This is a genomic window from Streptomyces sp. NPDC030991 (assembly GCF_055571235.1).
Map to the genome: position 1 here is coordinate 179,016 of NZ_JBVIFR010000007.1, position 16,786 is coordinate 195,801.

Consider the following 16,786-nt stretch of genomic DNA (forward strand, 5'->3'; position numbering starts at 1 on the left):
CCTCGCTCTCCGGTCCGGTCATCGTGCGTCGTCGCACGTGAGGGTGGTGTTCAAGGCGGCGCGACCGTACCAAAACGTGCCCTCGCCGTAGCGACGGGACCTCAGTCCCTCGAAACCGTCCGGCCACCGGAAATCGCCGCCTCTGGTGCTGCGTTCAACGGTGACGAGCGCGTCGTCCGTGAGCCAGCCCTGAGTGCGGAGTGTGAGCAGGATCTCCCGAAGATCGTCGTCGGAGACGGCGTACGGGGGGTCGAGAAAGACCAGGTCATAGGGGGAGGCCGGGGGCGGCCCCGCGACGACCTGCTCCGCTTTCCCGGTCCGCGCCTCCGCTCCGGGCAGGCCGAGTGCGCGGATGTTCTCGCGGACGGTACGGGCGGCGCGGGCGTCGGCCTCGACGAGCAGCGCGTGCGCCGCGCCCCGGGAGAGCGCCTCCAGGCCGACGGCGCCCGAGCCCGCGTACAGGTCGGCGACGCGGGTGCCGTCGAGCGTGCCGAGCAACGCCTGCCAGGTGGAGAAGAGCCCCTCGCGCGCCCGGTCGGAGGTGGGGCGGGTGCCGTTGCCCGGCGGCACGGCCAGGCGGCGTCCGCCGGCGCGCCCGGCGATCACGCGGGTCATCTCAGTCCTTGTCGGCTTGTCGACTCATCGGTCTCTCGGTGACGGGCCCGCTCCGACACGCGGTGTCGGCCGGTCCGTCCTGATCAGTCTCTCAGCCCTTGTCGAGGTACTGCTCACGCTCCTCGTCCAGGAGTGCGTCGAGCGCGGTACGCAGGCCGGGCAGCCGCTCCAGGTCGGGGTCGGCCGCGACCACCCTGGTCGCCTCCTCCCGCGCCTCGCCGATGATCTCCTCGTCCTCGATGACGGCGAGCATCCGCAGGGAGGAACGCACGCCGGACTGGGCCTGTCCGAGGACATCACCCTCCCGGCGCTGCTCCAGGTCGATACGGGAGAGCTCGAAGCCGTCGAGTGTGGCAGCGACGGCCCCCAGGCGCGCGCGGGCGGGGCTGGCCTCGGGCATCTCGGTGACGAGGAGGCACAGGCCGGGCGCCGAGCCACGGCCGACACGTCCTCGCAGCTGATGGAGTTGGGAGACGCCGAAGCGGTCGGCGTCCATGATCACCATGGCGGTCGCGTTCGGCACGTTCACACCGACCTCGATGACCGTCGTCGCCACCAGGACGTCGGTCTCGCCCGCTGCGAAGCGGCGCATCACGGCGTCCTTGTCATCGGGCTGCATCCGGCCGTGCAGCACCTCCACCTTGATCCCCTGGAGCGGTCCGTGCGCCAGCTCCTTGGCGACGGCGAGCACGGCGAGCGGCGGCCGCTTCTCCGCCTCGTCCTCGGCGGACTGCTTCTTGGCCGCGCTCTTGGCGCCCTTCTTCGGTTTCTCGTCCTCGTCGTCACCGATGCGGGGACAGACCACGTACGCCTGATGCCCCTTGCTCACTTCTTCCCGCACGCGCTCCCACGCGCGGGAGAGGAAGTGCGGCTTGTCGGCGGCGGGCACCACATGGCTGGCGATGGGCGAACGGCCGGCCGGGAGCTGGTCGAGGACGGAGGTCTCCAGGTCGCCGAAGACCGTCATGGCGACCGTGCGCGGGATCGGCGTCGCGGTCATGACCAGGAGGTGCGGAGGCTGCTTGCCCTTGGAGCGCAGGGCGTCACGCTGCTCCACGCCGAAGCGGTGCTGCTCGTCGACGACGACCAGGCCCAGATCGTGGAACTGCACCTTGTCCTCGATCAGCGCGTGCGTGCCGATGACGATGCCGGCCTCGCCGGTGACGAGGTCGAGCAGGGCCTGACGGCGCCCGGCGGTACCCATGGAGCCGGTGAGCAGTACGACCTTGGTGGAGTCCTCCGCGCCGCCGAGCAGGCCGCCCTCGGCCAGCTCGCCCATCATCTCGGTGATCGAGCGGTGGTGCTGCTGGGCGAGGACCTCGGTGGGAGCGAGCATCGCGGCCTGGCCGCCCGCATCGACGACGGCGAGCATGGCGCGCAGCGCGACCATCGTCTTGCCGGAACCAACCTCGCCCTGGAGGAGGCGGTGCATCGGATGCTCGGTGGCCAGGTCGTCGAAGATCTCCTTGGAGACCTTCTGCTGGCCCTCGGTGAGCGTGAACGGCAGCTTCGCGTCGAAGGCGGTGAGGAGCCCGTCCGGCTTCGCCACGCGCGGGGCGGCGCTCAACTGGGTGTCCGCGAAACGACGTCTGGCGAGGGCGACCTGGAGGACGAACGCCTCGTCCCACTTGAGGCGGGCGCGCGCGTCGGCGATGTCGGCCTTCGTGTGCGGCCGGTGGATCTTGAGCAGCGCCTCGGGGAGCGGGATCAGGGCCCGGCCCTCCCGGAGCGCGTCGGGCAGCGGATCGTCGGCTTCGGGGGCGCTGGGCAGCACCAGGTCGACGGCCTTGGCGATCTTCCAGGACTCCAGCTTGGCGGTGGCCGGGTAGATCGGGAGCAGCGCCCCGGCCCAGGAGCCGACGGCCTCGGCGGCCTCTTCCGAGGAGTCGGCGTTCAGCAACTGGTAGGCGGGGTGCGCCAGCTGCATCTTCCGGTTGAAGACCCCGACCTTGCCGGCGAACATCGCGCGCGTGCCCGGCAGCAGATCCTTGTGCGGCTTGTGGATGCCCCGGCCGAAGAAGACGAGCTGGAGCTGGCCGCTGCCGTCGGTGATGGTGACTTCCAGGCGCTGTCCACTGCCCCCGTTGAACCGCAGGACGCGGGCGGTCGCGACCTGGGCGACGACCGTGACGTGCTCGTCGAGAGGCAGCTCCGCGAGGCGCGTCAGCTCCCCGCGCTCCGCGTATCTGCGCGGGTAGTGGTGGAGCAGATCCCCCACGGTGTGCAGGCCTAGGTGCTCGGCCATCACCTTCGCGGTGGGAGGGCCGAGCACTTTCTTCAGCGGTTCTTCGAGCACGGGCACGAGATCCATTGCACACCACGCCACTGACAATCCTGCGAACATCCCTGAAAACCGCTGGTCACAAGGGACTCTCCGGCCCTAGGATGACGCGCTCCGGCCCTTGATCGCGGTCACCTCTCGCGGGACCGCCCGACCCGCGCCGTCGCCTGTCCCCCCACCGGCGCAGCGACGATGAACTCACAGACACCGCACACCTTCCAGGTCGACCTGCGCGGCCTCGTCGATCTGCTCTCCCACCATCTGTACTCCAGCCCGAAGGTCTATCTGCGCGAGCTTCTGCAGAACGCGGTGGACGCCATCACGGCCCGCCGCGCCGAACAGCCCGACGCCCCCGCCACGGTGCGTCTGTTCGCCGAGGGCGGGTCGCTGCGGGTGGAGGACTCGGGCATCGGCCTGACCGAGACCGATGTGCACAGCCTGCTCGCGACGATCGGCCGCAGCTCCAAGCGCGGCGACGGCCTGGAGGCGGCCCGCGCCGACTTCCTCGGCCAGTTCGGCATCGGCCTGCTCGCCTGCTTCGTCGTCGCCGAGCGGATCCGTGTGGTCAGCCGCAGCGCGCGCACGCCCGACGCGCCGCCGGTCGAGTGGACGGCCCGCGACGACGGCTCGTACACGGTCCGTACGCTCCCGGACTCGGCTCGCGTCGAGCCCGGCACGACCGTGCATCTGGAGGCCCGCGCGGGCGCCGCCGACTGGCTGGCCGCGGAGCGGGTCCTGGCCCTGGCACACGATTTCGGCTCGCTGCTGCCGTACGACGTGCGCGTCGGGGACGACCCGGTCACGGATCTGCCCGCCACGTGGAGCCGTCCGTATCCCAGCCCGGCCGCCCGCCGGGTGGCCCTGGCCCGCCACTGCCACGACCTGTTCGGCTTCACGCCGCTGGACTCGATCGACCTCGAGGTGCCGCTCGCCGGCATCCGGGGCGTCGCCCATGTGCTGCCGCAGGCCGTCAGCCCGGCGCAGCGCGCGGGTCACCGCGTCCACCTCAAGGGCATGCTGCTCACCGACCGGGCCGAGCAGCTGCTGCCCGACTGGGCCTTCTTCGTGCGCTGCGTGATCGACACGGACAGTCTGCGTCCCACCGCGTCGCGCGAGTCGCTCTACGAGGACGAGACCCTGGCCGCCGTACGGGAGGCCCTGGGCGAGCGGATCCGCGAGTGGCTGACCTCCCTCGCGGCCGGTGATCCCGAGCGGCTCGCCGCCTTCTTGTCGGTGCACCACCTCGGGGTCAAGTCCCTCGCGCGGCACGACAAGGAAATGCTGCGCACGATGCTCCCCTGGCTCCCCTTCGAGACGACGGACGGGCGGCTCTCGTTGGAGGAGTTCGCCCAGCGGCACCCTGTCGTGCACTTCACGCGGACCGTGGAGGAGTACCGGCAGGTCGCGCCGATCGCCTCCGCGCAGGGCATCGGGGTCGTCAACGGCGGTTATACGTATGACGCCGATCTCGTCGAGGCGCTGCCTTCGGTGCGCCCCGGCACGGCCGTCTCGGAGCTGGACGCGGACACGGTGACCGCGCATCTGGACGCCGTCGATCCGGCCGAGGAGCTGGCGCTGTCCGCCTTCCTGGCGGCCGCGCGGGCCCGGCTCGATCCGCTGGGCTGTGACGTCGCTCTGCGTGCCTTCCATCCGCTGACGGTGCCCGCGCTGCACCTGGACGACCGTGCCGCCCGGCACGAGCAGGCGCGCGCGGACGCCGAAGCGCAGGCCGACGACCTGTGGGCGGGGATCCTCGGCTCGCTGCGCGGCACCGCCCCACGCGCGCGGCTGGTGCTCAACCACCTCAATCCGCTGATCCGCCGGGTGAGTTCGCTCTCCGACGCGGAGCTGATCGGCACGGCGGCCGAGGCGCTGTACGGACAGGCGCTCCTGATGGCGCAGCGTCCGCTGCGCCCCGCCGACTCCGCACTTCTGAACCGCTCGTTCATCGGCCTCCTGGAGTGGGCCACGCACCCCGGCACCGGAAAGGACGACCCCCGATGAACGGGACCATGGACCTGGACGCACTGCGCCGAGAGATGGCGGAGAACGCCGCGCAGCCCGAGGGGCCCGCCCGCGGTGCCCGCGCGGAGCAGCTGCTCGTCGAGGCCGAGAAGCTCGGCGTCCCGCTCGCCGTGATCGAGGCGCTCGGCCACCAGCTGCAGATGTACAACTACAGCTCCGAGAAGGACAAGATGTTCGTCCCCTTCGCGCGGCTGCTGCGCCTGTGGGACGAGCGCCCCGAGGACTTCGACGCCTACGAGACGCACTCGTTGCACTGGGTCTTCAAGTGGATGTCCGGCGGCATGCTGAACCAGCCGCACATCCCGCTCGCCTCCATAGAGAAGTGGCTCGGCGAGATGGAGCACCGCTACAGGGTGGCCGGACATTCCGAACGGGCCGTCCGAATGAGCGAGTTCTACGTCGCCGACCACATAGGCGACGAGGAGCGGGCCACGCGCGCGTACGAGGCGTGGCTGGCGGCCGACCGCGACAACATGGCCGACTGCCATGCCTGCGAGCTGAACGGACAGGGCGAGCGCCAGTCGGACCTGTTGCTGGACGAGCGGGCCCTTGAGCTGTGGCGGCCGGTCCTGGAGGGCGAGTTCAAGTGCGCCCACGAGCCGCATGCCACGCTCGCCACGTCGCTGCTGCCTCTGTTGCGTCTGGGGCGGCCCGAGGAGGCCCGCGCGAACCATCTGCGGGGCTACCGTCTCGTACGGCCCATGGAGTCCATGCGGGGCGCTTTCGCCTCGCACATCGAGTTCTGCGCCCTCACCGGCAACGAGGCACGGGCGCTGGAGCTGCTGGCTGAGCGGCCCGCGTACTTCACGGACAGCGGCAATCCGCGGGCTCTGATGGACTATCTCGGCGTGACGGCGCTGGTCATGGATCGGCTGGTCACGCTCGGCCTGGGCGAGCGGAGTGTTCCCGGCCCCGCGGGCCGCGCCTGGACTGCCCGGGAACTCGCCGCCCACGCGCGCGTGGAGGCGCTGTCCATCGCGGCCCGCTTCGACGAGCGCAACGGCACCGCCCGCGTGAGCGCACGGATCCGGCAGCGCATGGACCAGCAGCCGCTGCTGGAGCGCCTGCCGCTGGGCGTACGCGTCGTGCGGACACCTCCCGTGCAGCCCGTGGCCCCCGCGCCCGCCGAACCGGTCGAGGACGCGGAGGCACTGGTGGCCGAGGCGCGGCGGATCTCGGAGTCCGAAGGGGGCCCCGACGCGGCCCGCGCCTGGCAGACGGCGGCGCGGGCCGCCGAGGCGGAGGGCCTGGAGCTCACCGTCCACGACCGCGCGGAGATCGCCGACTACACGGCGATGGACTCGGAGGGCGCACCCGACCTCTTCGTGCATGCCGCCGAGTTGTACGAGACGGCCGGCGCCCCGGACGAGGCGAGGGCGGCACGCGCGCGTGGCGCGTACGCGCTGTCCCGCGCGGGACGCAGCGACGAGGCCGCTGTCGCGATCCAGGAGCCGTACGAGCAGGTGCTCGGCGCCCTCAAGGACCTGGACGCCGCGGCGGCCCGCCCGGCCGCCGCCGTCCTGGCATGCCGCGCCCGCATCCTGCTGGCGGCCCACTCCGGGGACGCCGAGGTAGCGGCGGCCGAGGAGTGCGTCCACCAGCTGCTCGCCCTCACGGAGCGGTTCGGCGACGTTCCGCGGCTCGCTTCGCAGGCCGCGTCGGCGCGGTCGATGCTCGGGGACATCGCGGTGCATCGCGGGGACCCGGAGACGGCCATGGCGCTCTACGACGAGTCCGCCGCCGCGCATGTAGCGGCTGGGCGCCCCTGGCTGGCCGTGGACTGCGCGGTGCGGCTCGCCGGGATCGCGCGGGAGCGGGACGACATGGCGGGGGCCGAGCGGGCGCTGCGGGCGGCGCTGGAGCACGGAGCGGGGTATCTGGACCCGTACGGCGCGGCGCGGCTCCACCTCCAGCTGGCCGATGTCCTGGCCGCCACCGAGCAGTTCGGGCCCGCGTCCGCGCATGCTCTGGAGGCCACGCACTGGGCCGACGAGGCGGGGGACGACGCCGGCCTCGGGGCCTGGGCGCGCTTCCAGCTCGGCGGGCACCTGTTGCGTGAGGAGCGCATGGCGGAGGCTGCCGAGGTGCTGGAGTCGGCTCTGCTCGACCTGACCGCGGAGGACCACGGTGACGGGGCGATCGTCCAGGCCCACTGGTGGCTCGGCGACTGCTCCCGCGCTCTCGGCGAGCACCTGCAGTCCGCGGAGGCGTGGCTGAAGGCGGCGGAGATCGCCCAGCACTGGCCCGAACAGCGCGACCACGCGATGCTGGCGAACCTCGCGGCGGACGCCCTCGACCGCGCCGGGAGGCCCGAGGACGCGGATCACGCCTACGCGCGCGCGGGCGAGCTGTGGGGCTCCCTCGGGCACGTATATGCCGTGGTGCGGTGCCTACGCGCGCGTGCCTGGCTGGACTCCGCGTCGGCGGACGACGAGCGGGAGCTGATGAGCGCGGCGATCCGCGCCTGCGAGGAAGCCCTGGCCTCGGAGGACGTCGACCGCGAAGCCCTGCTGTCCGAACTCGGACATACCCGACGGCAGTTCGCCGAGCTTCTGGGGCGGCGCGACGACGCGCAGAGCACGGTCCAGTTGGAGCGTGCCGCCGCCGCGTTCGACGAGGCGGGCGACACCGACCGGCGGGACGAGGCCCGCGCGGCGCTCGCACGGTAGGGGTGGTCCCTGGGGCGAGCGGCTACTCGACGCCGATCAGCATCGGCGCCGACTGCCGCCCGCCCCGGTACACCACGGTGTCCACGGCCAGATAGGTCTCGCGGACGTACTGTTCCAGGCCGTCCGCGACCTCGTCGGGGATCTCGTCGCCCAGGACGAGCGTGACGAGTTCGCCACCGGCCGCGAGCATCCGGTCGAGGACGGTGCGGGCGGTCGCCGGGACTTCGCCTCCGATGACGGCGACATCGCCGTCGATGAGGCCGAGGACGTCACCGGCCTGACAGATGCCTGCCATCGTCCACGACTGCCGTTCGGCGACGGCCAGTTCGGCGTACCTGGTCGCTCCGGCGGCCGAGGTCATCGCGACGACGTCCTCGTCGAAACGCCGGTCGGGTTCGTGCACGGCGAGCGCGGCGATGCCCTGCACCGCGGACCGGGTCGGGATGAGCGCGACCCGTACGCCCTCGGATCTGGCCTGCTCGGCCGCGGCGGCCGCGGTGTGCCGCAGCCCCGGGTCGTTCGGCAGCAGCACCACCTCACGCGCGTGGGCGCGCCGGATCGCGTCGACCAGCTCTCCGCTCGCGGGCGGTTCGCCGGGCCGGTCGGGCACGGTCGTCGCCCCGGCCTCCGCGTAGAGACCCGCGAGCCCGTCGCCCGGCACGACCGCCACGACGGCCCGCTGGGCCCGCTCGCGCGGGGGCGCCGATGAGCGGGCGGCGTGCGCGTCACCGAGGCCGAAGTGCGTGATGCGGATGCGGTACGGCCGGCCGGCCTCGACGCCCGCCTCCACGGCGGCGCCCGCGTCGTCGACATGCACATGGACGTTCCACAGGCCGTCCCCGCCCACGACGACCAGTGAGTCCCCCAGAGCGTCGAGCCTGGCCCGCAGCCGGGTCACGGCCCGGTCGTCGGCTTCGAGCAGGTAGATGACCTCGAAGGCCGGACCCGCCGCGCCGTCCTCCGCGCATTCGACGGGAGGGTCTTCGGCAGCGTCCCCGCCCTCCTCGCATGCGTGCCCCGCGCTCGCACGCGCGCGTACGGGGACAGCCTGCCCGGAGACGGCCTCGCTCAACGCCCCCAGCACCACGACGAGCCCCCTCCCGCCCGCGTCCACGACCCCGGCGCGGCCCAGCACCGCGAGCTGCTCCGGCGTCGCGTCGAGCGCCGTGCACGCGCCTTCATAGGCAGCGCGAAGGACGGCCCCGCAGTCCCCGTCGATGGTGTCCGACGCCGCTTGGGCGGCCGCCGTTGCGACGGTCAGGACCGTGCCCTCCACTGGGTGGGCGACGGCCTCGCGCGCGGATTCGGCAGCCCGCCGCAGCGCGAGACGCAGTGCGCCCGCGTCTGCTCCTGCGTGATCCCCGTCACGGTTGCCACCATCGGCCAGCACCTGCGCCATCCCCCGCAGCAGCTGCGCGAGGATCGTCCCCGAGTTGCCCCGGGCGCCGAGGAGGGCGCCGTGGGCCATCGCGCGCATCACGTCGGGCAGCGCGGGCACCGAGGGCTCGCGGCCGGCCTCGAGCCCCGCGAAGACCGCTTCGACGGCTTGCTGCGCGGACTCGACAGTCAGGTAGAGATTGGTACCGGTGTCCCCGTCGGCCACGGGATACACGTTGATCGCGTCGATCTCCGCGCGGTCACGGCCGAGCGCCTCGAGGGCCAGTGAGCACCAGGTGCGGACCGCGACGACGTCGAGCACCTGCGGCACCTGCGCCTCCTTGAGCGGCTGGTCTGGCCTCGCAGAGTAGACCCCGCCGGCAGGCCGCCGGGGAAGGGGCCCGGCCCGGCGGGCGGGGCGGCGGCCTGGGCAGTCATGGTAGTTTCGTTGTACCGAAGCAGCCGTTGTATGCTGCTCCGGTTGCCCGATATCCATCGGGCTCTACCCGGCACCGCCACTCAGATCCTCCGACCTGATCCCGGCATGTCGGGATCAACCGTAAGTGCATCTGAAGTCTTTGGAGTGACCCGTGGCTGCCAACTGCGACGTCTGCGGCAAGGGGCCGGGCTTCGGCAACAACATTTCGCACTCGCACCGCCGTACGTCCCGTCGCTGGAACCCGAACATCCAGCGTGTGCGTGCAGTGGTCGGGCGGACGCCGAAGCGGCTCAACGTCTGCACCTCGTGCATCAAGGCCGGCAAGGTCTCGCGCTGACGTATCGCGTAGCGCGGCCACCTAGCTGGTTGCCTGAAAGAGCCGGTCCCCTCGGGGGCCGGCTCTTTCGTGTGCCCACCCCCTGAGAAGGCACACGACCTGAGAAGGCACACGACCCCTTTTCGGGCACCACTGTCAGTGGTGGCTGCCAGACTCTGCGCATGCGGTTCGGCATCCTCGGCCCCCTCGACGTGCGGGCCCACGACGGCAGCCCCCTGGACCCCGGGGGGCCGCGGCCGCGTGCCCTGCTGACCCTGCTGCTCCTGGATGCCGGCCGGACCGTCTCCGCGGAGCGCCTGATCGACAACCTCTACGGCGAAGATCCTCCGGCGAACGCCCCCAACGCGTTGCAGTCGCAGGTCTCCCGGCTGCGTAAGCGGCTCGGTCTGGAGATCGAGACGGGACCGGCCGGATACCGGCTCGTCGTCGATCCGGACACCGTGGACGTGCACCGCTTCGAGCGCCTGGCGCGCGAGGGTCGACAGGCGCTGACCGCAGGGGACCACGCGCACGCGGCGACACTGTTGCACGAGGCCCTCGCCCTGTGGCGCGGTGCGGCCCCGGACGACCTGCCGCGCCTGGACGAGCTGCGACGCACTGCCGTAGAGGACCGGATCGAGGCGGACCTGGGCGCGGGCGACGCCGCGGAGCTGGTCGCGGAGGTGCGCGAGCTGATCGCGCGGTATCCGCTCGGCGAGCGGCTGTACGGGCTGCTGATGCGCGCTCTGCACGCGACAGGGCGGTCCGCCGAAGCTCTGCGCGTCTACGAGGAGGCGCGGCGCGTGCTCGCGGAGGAGCTGGGCGCCGACCCGTCGCCGGAGCTGTCGGCGCTCCACCTGGAGCTGCTGCGGGACCAACGGCAGGAGTCCGTGCGACAGCGCGGGGTGCCGGCCCAGTTGACGGGCTTCGTGGGGCGGACGGCCGAGCTGGCCAGGATCGACGTACTGCTGACCGGTGCCCGGCTGGTGACCCTCACCGGGCCGGGTGGCGCGGGCAAGACACGGCTCGCTATCGAGGCAGCGCGGGCCCGCGATGACGTCTGTTACGTGGAACTGGCGGCACTGTCCGACGGCGCGGGCATCCCGTACGCGATCCTCAGCGCCCTTGGTGTGCGCGAGGGGCTCCGCGGACCACAGGGTGAGGAGACCACGGAGCGGCTCATGGCCGCGCTGGAGGGCCGCGATCTACTGCTCGTGCTCGACAACTGTGAGCACCTGGTCGAGGACGCCGCCCGGACGGCAGGGCTGCTCCTGGGCACCTGTCCCGGCCTGCGGATCCTGGCGACCAGCCGGGAGGCGCTCGGCATCACGGGCGAGGTGCTGTGCCCGGTACCGCCCCTCGCGCCCGGCCCCGCGGCCCAACTGTTCCGGGAGCGGGCGGCGGCGGTACGGCCGGACTTCGCGACGCACGACCGCGCGCGGGAAGCCCGGATCGACAGCATCTGCGAGACCCTGGACGGTCTGCCGCTGGCGATCGAGCTGGCCGCTGCCCGGCTGCGTACGCTCACCCTCGACGAGCTGGCAGAGCGGCTCGGCGACCGCTTCCGGGTGCTGTCGCGGGGAGATCGCACCAAGGAGCCTCGCCACCGCACGCTGCGGGCCGTCGTGGAGTGGAGCTGGGAGCTGCTCGACGACGAGGAACGGGACCTGGCCCGCCGCTTGACGGTGTTCGTGGGCAGCGGTCTGACCGGCGGCGCGACGCTGGACGCCGTGGAAGCGGTGTGCGGCATCCCTTATCCGGAGGATCTGCTGGCCTCACTCGCCGAGCAGTCGTTCCTGGAGGCGTCCGAGGGGCGCTACCGCATGCTGGAGACGATTCGCGCCTTCTGTGCCGAGCAGCTGACGGACGACGTCCTGGCGGAGCTGCGCAGTGCGCACGCCGCCTACTTCCTGCGGCTCGCGGCAGAGGCTGAACCGTGCTTGCGCGGGCACGATCAACTTCCGTGGCTGGCCCGGCTCTCCACGGACCGCGGCAATCTGGACGCCGCCCTGCGCCACTTCCTCCGTGCCGCCCCGAGCGACGGGCTGCGTCTCATGGCGGATCTCACGTGGTTCTGGCGGCTGCACGGCCTGGCCGGTGAACGAGTGGCCCTGGCCCGTGAGCTGGTGAACGCGGTGGGCCCGCAGGCGCCGCCCGGTCTGGAGGAGGAGTACGCGCTGTGCGCGCTCAACTCCGTCCTGGGCGACGGTGAGGGTGACGCGGTGCGGCTGGCCCGCGCGGACCGGGTGCTGAGCGCGATCAACCGCCAGTTGCGGCTGCCGTTCACGGTGGTTCTCTGGACGCTCGCCGTCGGGCCCGAGCGCTCCCGCGACGAGCGGGTGCGCGCGCAGGTCGGAAGCGATCCCTGGGGCCAAGCGCTGCTCGCCGTGGGCCTCGGGTTCCAGGAGCAGTTCGCGGGGCGCCCCGCGGCGTCGGAGGCACTGTTCGCGCAGGCTCTGGCGGGATTCCGGAAGACCGGGGACCGCTGGGGCATGGCCAACTCCCTCGACCAACTGGGGATGTACGCCGACTGGCGGGGCGAACGTACGCGCGCGCTGGAGCTCATCGACGAAGCGCTGGGCTACGCACGGGAGTTGGCGGCGCCCGAGGAGACCGCTGACCTTCTGTGCCGACGCGGAGCCGTCCTGCTGCGCAGCGGGGCGTACGACGAGGCCGCCGCGGACTTCGAGCGGGCCGGTGAGCGGGCCCGCGCGGCGGGTGCGCCGGGGAAGGTGGCCGGAGCTCTGTGGGGCATGGGTGACGCGGCACGGCTGTCCGGGGACACGGCCCTTGCGCGGGAGCACTATGAGGCGGCTCTGGAGACGAGCGCACGCTCTTGGTACAGCGTCGGCCAGACGGCGCACATCTTCCTGGGGCTGGGTCGCGCGGCCCTGGCCGAGGGGCGTACGGACGAGGCGGACGACTGGTTCACGCAGGCCCGCACGTTGTCGACGGGGGACCAGACGCAGGGGCTCGAGCTCGCCCGGGTCGCCGAGGCGTTGGCCGCGCGGGCCACCGAGCCCGAGCGGGCGGTGACCCTGCTCGGCGCCGCGGCGGCGCTGCGCGGGCAGCTGATCGTGGACGATCCCGACGTCACCCCGGTCGAGCAACGGCTCCGGCGCTTGCTCGCGCCCGAGGTGTACAAAAAGGCCTTCGAGCTGGGCGGAAGTCTGCGGCATCGCGCCGTGCGTGAGGCGTAGCGGGGCCGTACCGAGCGCCCTGGCTTTCAGCCGATCTGGTTTCCGGCCGATCAGGTCTCTGGGCACCCCTGGCGCGCCAGGCTCCGCCCACCGATCGGCGGCCGCGCCGGACAACCGCTCAGCCCTCACTCTCCTCGCCCATCAGCCGTCGGCCCTTCCTACAGCCCGTCCAGGGCCCCGCGGAGCGCCCCGGTCAGCGGCCGGTAAGGGACGGTAAGCGAGTGGTCAGCGAACGGTAAGCACCCCGGCGCAAGCTCACTGCCATGACGAAGCGAACGCACACCGCCGACGGCGACCGCACCACCGACCGGCCTTCCGCCACCGACAACGACCGCACCACCGACCGACCTCACGCCACCGACAACGACCACCCCACCGACCGGCCTTCCGCCACCGACAACGACCACCCCACCACCGGCCCTCGCCCCACCGTCGGCCACCTGCCCCCGGCAACCACCCGTGACCGGACGCCCGCCCGCAGCGGAAGCAGCGCCGCACACCGCAACGCCGCCCGCCCCGACGCAGGGTCCGCCGCGGACGTGTCCGGCGCCGAGGCACTGGCGCACCTGGATGTCCTGGTCTCCGGCGCCAGCGTCGCCGGCCCCGCGATCGCGTTCTGGCTCTCCCGCCAGGGTGCCCGTGTCACGGTGGTCGAAAAGGCTCCCGCCCTGCGCGGAGGCGGCTTCGCCGTCGACTTCCGCGGCCGTGTCCACCGCACCGTCCTCACGCGCATGGGCATCTGGGACGACCTGCACCGCATGCGGACCGACATGGGCCGCCAGACCATTGTCGACGCGGACGACAGGGAGCGTGTGGACCTGCCCGCGTATCTGATGAGCGGTGACGTGGAGGTGTTCCGCGGTGACCTCTCCGAGCTCCTGTACGAGCGGACGAAGGACAGCGTCGCGTACGTCTTCGGCGACTCGATCGCCTCGCTCACGGAGACGGCCACCGGCGTCGACGTCACGTTCGACGACGGCGCGCCCCGCACCTTCGATCTGGTGGTGGGCGCGGACGGCCTGCACTCCCACACCCGGCGTCTTGTCTTCGGTGACGAGTCCCGGTACCTGCGCTTCTTCGACTACTACATCGCCGGTTTCGACATGCCCAACCACCTGGGCCTCGACCGTACGGCCCGTCTGTACAGCGAGCCCGGCCGCAGCGCGATGATCAACAACTACGACGGGGCCCACGACCGGGCGGGCGCGGCCGTGGTCTTCCGGTCGCAGCAGCTGACGTACGACCGCAAGGACATGGCCGAACAGAAGCGGATCGTCGCCGAGCGACTGCGCGGCATGGCCTGGCCCCACGTGCGGCAGATGCTGGACGCACTGGACACGACGGACGACCTGTACTTCGACGCGATCGCCCAGGTTCACATGGACCGGCTCTCCAGAGGCCGTGTGATCCTGCTCGGCGACGCGGGACACGGCGCCACGATGGGTGGCATAGGCACCGGTACGGCTCTCGTGTCGGCCTATGTCCTGGCGGGTGAACTCGTCGCGGCGCGCGGCGACCACCGCACCGCGTTCGCGGCCTTCGAGGCGGAGATAACGAAGTACGCGAAGGGCTGCCAGAAACTCTCCGGGAACGCGGGGCCGTTCTTCGCCCCGCCGACGGAGAAGAAGATACGCAGCCGTGACCGGGCATACCGGATGCTCGGCTCACGCTTCCTGGCCGGCTTCTTCAAACGTCTGACGGAGAAGGCGGCGAGCAATCTGGCGCTGAAGGACTACGGACTGGCCGGCGAGTCCGTGCCCGCGGCGGACCTGAACCTCCAGCCGTGATCCACGGGCCCGATGCCGCCACCGAGTGCGAACCCGGCGGCGATCGCTCCGGTCACATAGTCCTTGGCCGCGCGCACGGCCTCGGGCACCGTCTGCCCCTTTGCCAGCTGGGCCGCGATGGCGGAGGCGAGGGTGCAGCCCGTGCCGTGCGTGTGGCGGTTGTCGTGGCGCGGGGCGCGCAGCCAGTGCTCCTCGCAACCGTCCGTCAGCAGATCCACCGCCTCGACGGAGCCCGCCTCGACGGGGCGCGGGGTCACAGGACCCGAGGTCACGGAGCCGGAGATTACGGGGCTGGAGGCGCCGGGACCCGCGGTGACAGAGCCGCCCGAAGCGGACCCCCCGAAAGCGGAGCTGGCGGTACCGGGCCCCCCGGAGCCGGAGCCCCCAGCAGCGAAGCCCACCCCACCTGAATCAGAACAGGAGCGCAGATGTCCCCCCTTGATGACCACCCACCGCGGCCCGTACGCGAGCATGGCGGCGGCCGCGCGGCGCATGTCGTCCTCCGTCTCGACGTGCAGGCCGGTGAGCTGGGCCACCTCGTCGAGGTTCGGGGTCGCGACGGTCGCTGTCGGCAGCAGCTTCGTGCGGACGGAGTCCAGTGCGGACGCGGCGAGCAGCGAGTCCCCGTGCTTGGAGACGCCGACCGGGTCGATCACGATGGGGGCGTCGGTGCCCGCGAGCAACTCGGCGACGCATTCGACGAGTTCGGGCGAGGCGAGCATGCCCGTCTTGACGGCCTGGACCCCGATGTCGTCGACGACGCTGCGGTACTGGGCGCGTACCGCCTCCGCCGGAAGCTCCCAGGCTCCTTGCACGCCGAGGGAGTTCTGCGCGGTGACGGCGGTGACGACGCTCATGCCGTGGGTGCCGAGGGCGAGCATCGTCTTCAGGTCGGCCTGGATGCCGGCGCCGCCCCCGGAATCGGACCCGGCGACGGTCAGTACCCGTGCGGGCGCGTGGGCGGAGGCCGTCACGACTCGATCTCCCCGCCGGGGAAGTCGTCCGCGAAGTGGTCCCAGCCGCCCTTGGCGGTCCAGGGCGCGCCGTCGACGGTGACCTGCGGCAGGGCGGAGGGGTGCACCACGTCGCCGATCACTTTCCAGCGGGCGGGCAGTTTCACGTCCGGCGGGAAGGTGGCCACGATCGCGTGGTCCTCTCCCCCGGTCAGCACCCATTGCAGCGGGTCGACGCCGACGGCCTGGCCGATGTCGTTCATCTGGGACGGCACATCGACCTTCCCGGACTTGATGTCGATGCGGACCTTGCTGGCCTCGGCGATATGGCCCAGGTCGGCGATGAGTCCGTCGCTCACGTCGCACATGGCGGTCGCGCCGAGCCCGGCAGCGGCGGGGCCCGCGTGGTACGGCGGTTCGGGCCTGCGGTGTGCCTCGACGAAGGCGCGCGGTGAGCGGAAGCCGCGGGAGAGCACGGCGTATCCTGCCGCGGACCAGCCGAGCCACCCGGTCACGGCCACGACGTCGCCGGGCTGTGCGCCGGCGCGGGTCACGGGCTCGTGGTTGCGGAGATCACCGAGCGCGGTGATGGCGATGGTGATGGTGTCGCCGCGGACGACGTCACCGCCGACCACGGCGGCGCCGGCCACCTGGCACTCGTCCCGCAGACCGTCCATCAGCTCCGACGGCCAGGAGGCGGGCAGTTCGGCGGGTACGACGAGGCCGAGCAGCAGGGCTGTGGGGACGGCGCCCATGGCGGCGATGTCGGCCAGGTTCTGCGCGGCGGCCTTGCGCCCGACGTCGTACGCCGTGGACCAGTCGCGCCGGAAGTGCCGGTTCTCCAGCAGGATGTCCGTGCTGGCGACGACTCGACGGTCCGGCGCGGCGATCACGGCGGCGTCGTCGCCGGGGCCGATCCGTACGGCCGGGGTGGTGGTGAGCCGTGAGGTCAGTTCCCGGATGAGCCCGAACTCCCCCAGCTCTCCGACGGTGCCCTTCATGCGCCTACTGCCCCTTCTGCCCCGGCCTGCTCGCGGTCGCGGGCCGTCTCTGTCATGGGTACGGTTTGTGTCATGGGCCCGCCCTCTGCTTCCCTCATGGGCCTGCCTCTACGATCCCTTGCG

Annotated in this window: 10 protein-coding genes; 5 read left to right on the forward strand and 5 right to left on the reverse strand. The window is 72.3% G+C overall.

Features of this window, described 5'->3' with window-relative positions; translation table 11 throughout:
* Positions 1 to 18: 18 nt before the first annotated feature.
* Complete coding sequence (gene rsmD, locus ACZ45E_RS15805) at positions 19 to 615, reverse strand: 16S rRNA (guanine(966)-N(2))-methyltransferase RsmD (protein ID WP_468221104.1); 597 nt, start codon at positions 613 to 615, stop codon at positions 19 to 21.
* A 91-nt stretch (positions 616 to 706) separates the two neighbouring features.
* Positions 707 to 2,926 (reverse strand): ATP-dependent DNA helicase RecG, encoded by a 2,220-nt coding sequence (gene recG, locus ACZ45E_RS15810; protein ID WP_468221106.1) that lies wholly within the window; start codon positions 2,924 to 2,926, stop codon positions 707 to 709.
* Positions 2,927 to 3,088: 162 nt separating this feature from the next.
* Here recG and ACZ45E_RS15815 point away from each other — a divergent pair, with 162 nt between their 5' ends.
* Together ACZ45E_RS15815 and ACZ45E_RS15820 are read left to right on the forward strand one after the other, a co-directional pair.
* Positions 3,089 to 4,900 carry an HSP90 family protein gene (locus tag ACZ45E_RS15815; RefSeq protein ID WP_468221109.1) on the forward strand — a complete coding sequence of 604 codons (1,812 nt, stop codon included), beginning with the start codon at positions 3,089 to 3,091 and terminating at the stop codon, positions 4,898 to 4,900.
* Positions 4,897 to 7,590 carry a tetratricopeptide repeat protein gene (locus tag ACZ45E_RS15820; protein WP_468221111.1) on the forward strand — a complete coding sequence of 898 codons (2,694 nt, stop codon included), beginning with the start codon at positions 4,897 to 4,899 and terminating at the stop codon, positions 7,588 to 7,590. The genes ACZ45E_RS15815 and ACZ45E_RS15820 overlap by 4 nt, the downstream gene beginning before the upstream one ends.
* A 22-nt stretch (positions 7,591 to 7,612) precedes the next feature.
* On the opposite strand, the gene ACZ45E_RS15825 is transcribed toward ACZ45E_RS15820, so the two are convergent.
* On the reverse strand, positions 7,613 to 9,298 hold the full coding sequence (locus ACZ45E_RS15825; RefSeq protein WP_468221113.1) for a DAK2 domain-containing protein: 1,686 nt from the start codon (positions 9,296 to 9,298) through the stop codon (positions 7,613 to 7,615).
* Positions 9,299 to 9,557: 259 nt separating this feature from the next.
* On the opposite strand from ACZ45E_RS15825, the gene rpmB reads away from it, so the two are divergent.
* From rpmB to ACZ45E_RS15840, 3 genes are all read left to right on the forward strand, one after another.
* Positions 9,558 to 9,743, forward strand: coding sequence for a 50S ribosomal protein L28 (rpmB, locus tag ACZ45E_RS15830; protein ID WP_003957616.1), 186 nt, complete (start codon positions 9,558 to 9,560; stop codon positions 9,741 to 9,743).
* Between the two features lie 161 nt (positions 9,744 to 9,904).
* On the forward strand, positions 9,905 to 12,922 hold the full coding sequence (locus tag ACZ45E_RS15835) for an AfsR/SARP family transcriptional regulator (protein WP_468221116.1): 3,018 nt from the start codon (positions 9,905 to 9,907) through the stop codon (positions 12,920 to 12,922).
* A 263-nt stretch (positions 12,923 to 13,185) separates the two neighbouring features.
* Positions 13,186 to 14,709, forward strand: coding sequence for an FAD-dependent monooxygenase (locus ACZ45E_RS15840; RefSeq protein ID WP_468221118.1), 1,524 nt, complete (start codon positions 13,186 to 13,188; stop codon positions 14,707 to 14,709).
* Here ACZ45E_RS15840 and thiD read toward each other — a convergent pair.
* Positions 14,655 to 15,683, reverse strand: coding sequence for a bifunctional hydroxymethylpyrimidine kinase/phosphomethylpyrimidine kinase (thiD, locus tag ACZ45E_RS15845; protein ID WP_468221120.1), 1,029 nt, complete (start codon positions 15,681 to 15,683; stop codon positions 14,655 to 14,657). The two genes, ACZ45E_RS15840 and thiD, sit on opposite strands and share 55 nt — an antisense overlap.
* A complete protein-coding gene (locus tag ACZ45E_RS15850; protein ID WP_468221123.1) occupies positions 15,680 to 16,663 on the reverse strand; it encodes a thiamine-phosphate kinase in 984 nt (327 codons plus the stop codon). The genes thiD and ACZ45E_RS15850 overlap by 4 nt, the downstream gene beginning before the upstream one ends.
* Between the last annotated feature and the right edge of the window lie 123 nt (positions 16,664 to 16,786).

Coding starts and splice junctions, on each gene's coding strand:
- ACZ45E_RS15815 (WP_468221109.1), top strand. CDS start 3,089: ATGAACTCACAGACACCGCACACCTTCCAGGTCGACCTGCGCGGCCTC.
- ACZ45E_RS15850 (WP_468221123.1), bottom strand. CDS start 16,663: ATGAAGGGCACCGTCGGAGAGCTGGGGGAGTTCGGGCTCATCCGGGAA.
- ACZ45E_RS15840 (WP_468221118.1), top strand. CDS start 13,186: ATGACGAAGCGAACGCACACCGCCGACGGCGACCGCACCACCGACCGG.
- rsmD (WP_468221104.1), bottom strand. CDS start 615: ATGACCCGCGTGATCGCCGGGCGCGCCGGCGGACGCCGCCTGGCCGTG.
- ACZ45E_RS15835 (WP_468221116.1), top strand. CDS start 9,905: ATGCGGTTCGGCATCCTCGGCCCCCTCGACGTGCGGGCCCACGACGGC.
- recG (WP_468221106.1), bottom strand. CDS start 2,926: ATGGATCTCGTGCCCGTGCTCGAAGAACCGCTGAAGAAAGTGCTCGGC.
- ACZ45E_RS15820 (WP_468221111.1), top strand. CDS start 4,897: ATGAACGGGACCATGGACCTGGACGCACTGCGCCGAGAGATGGCGGAG.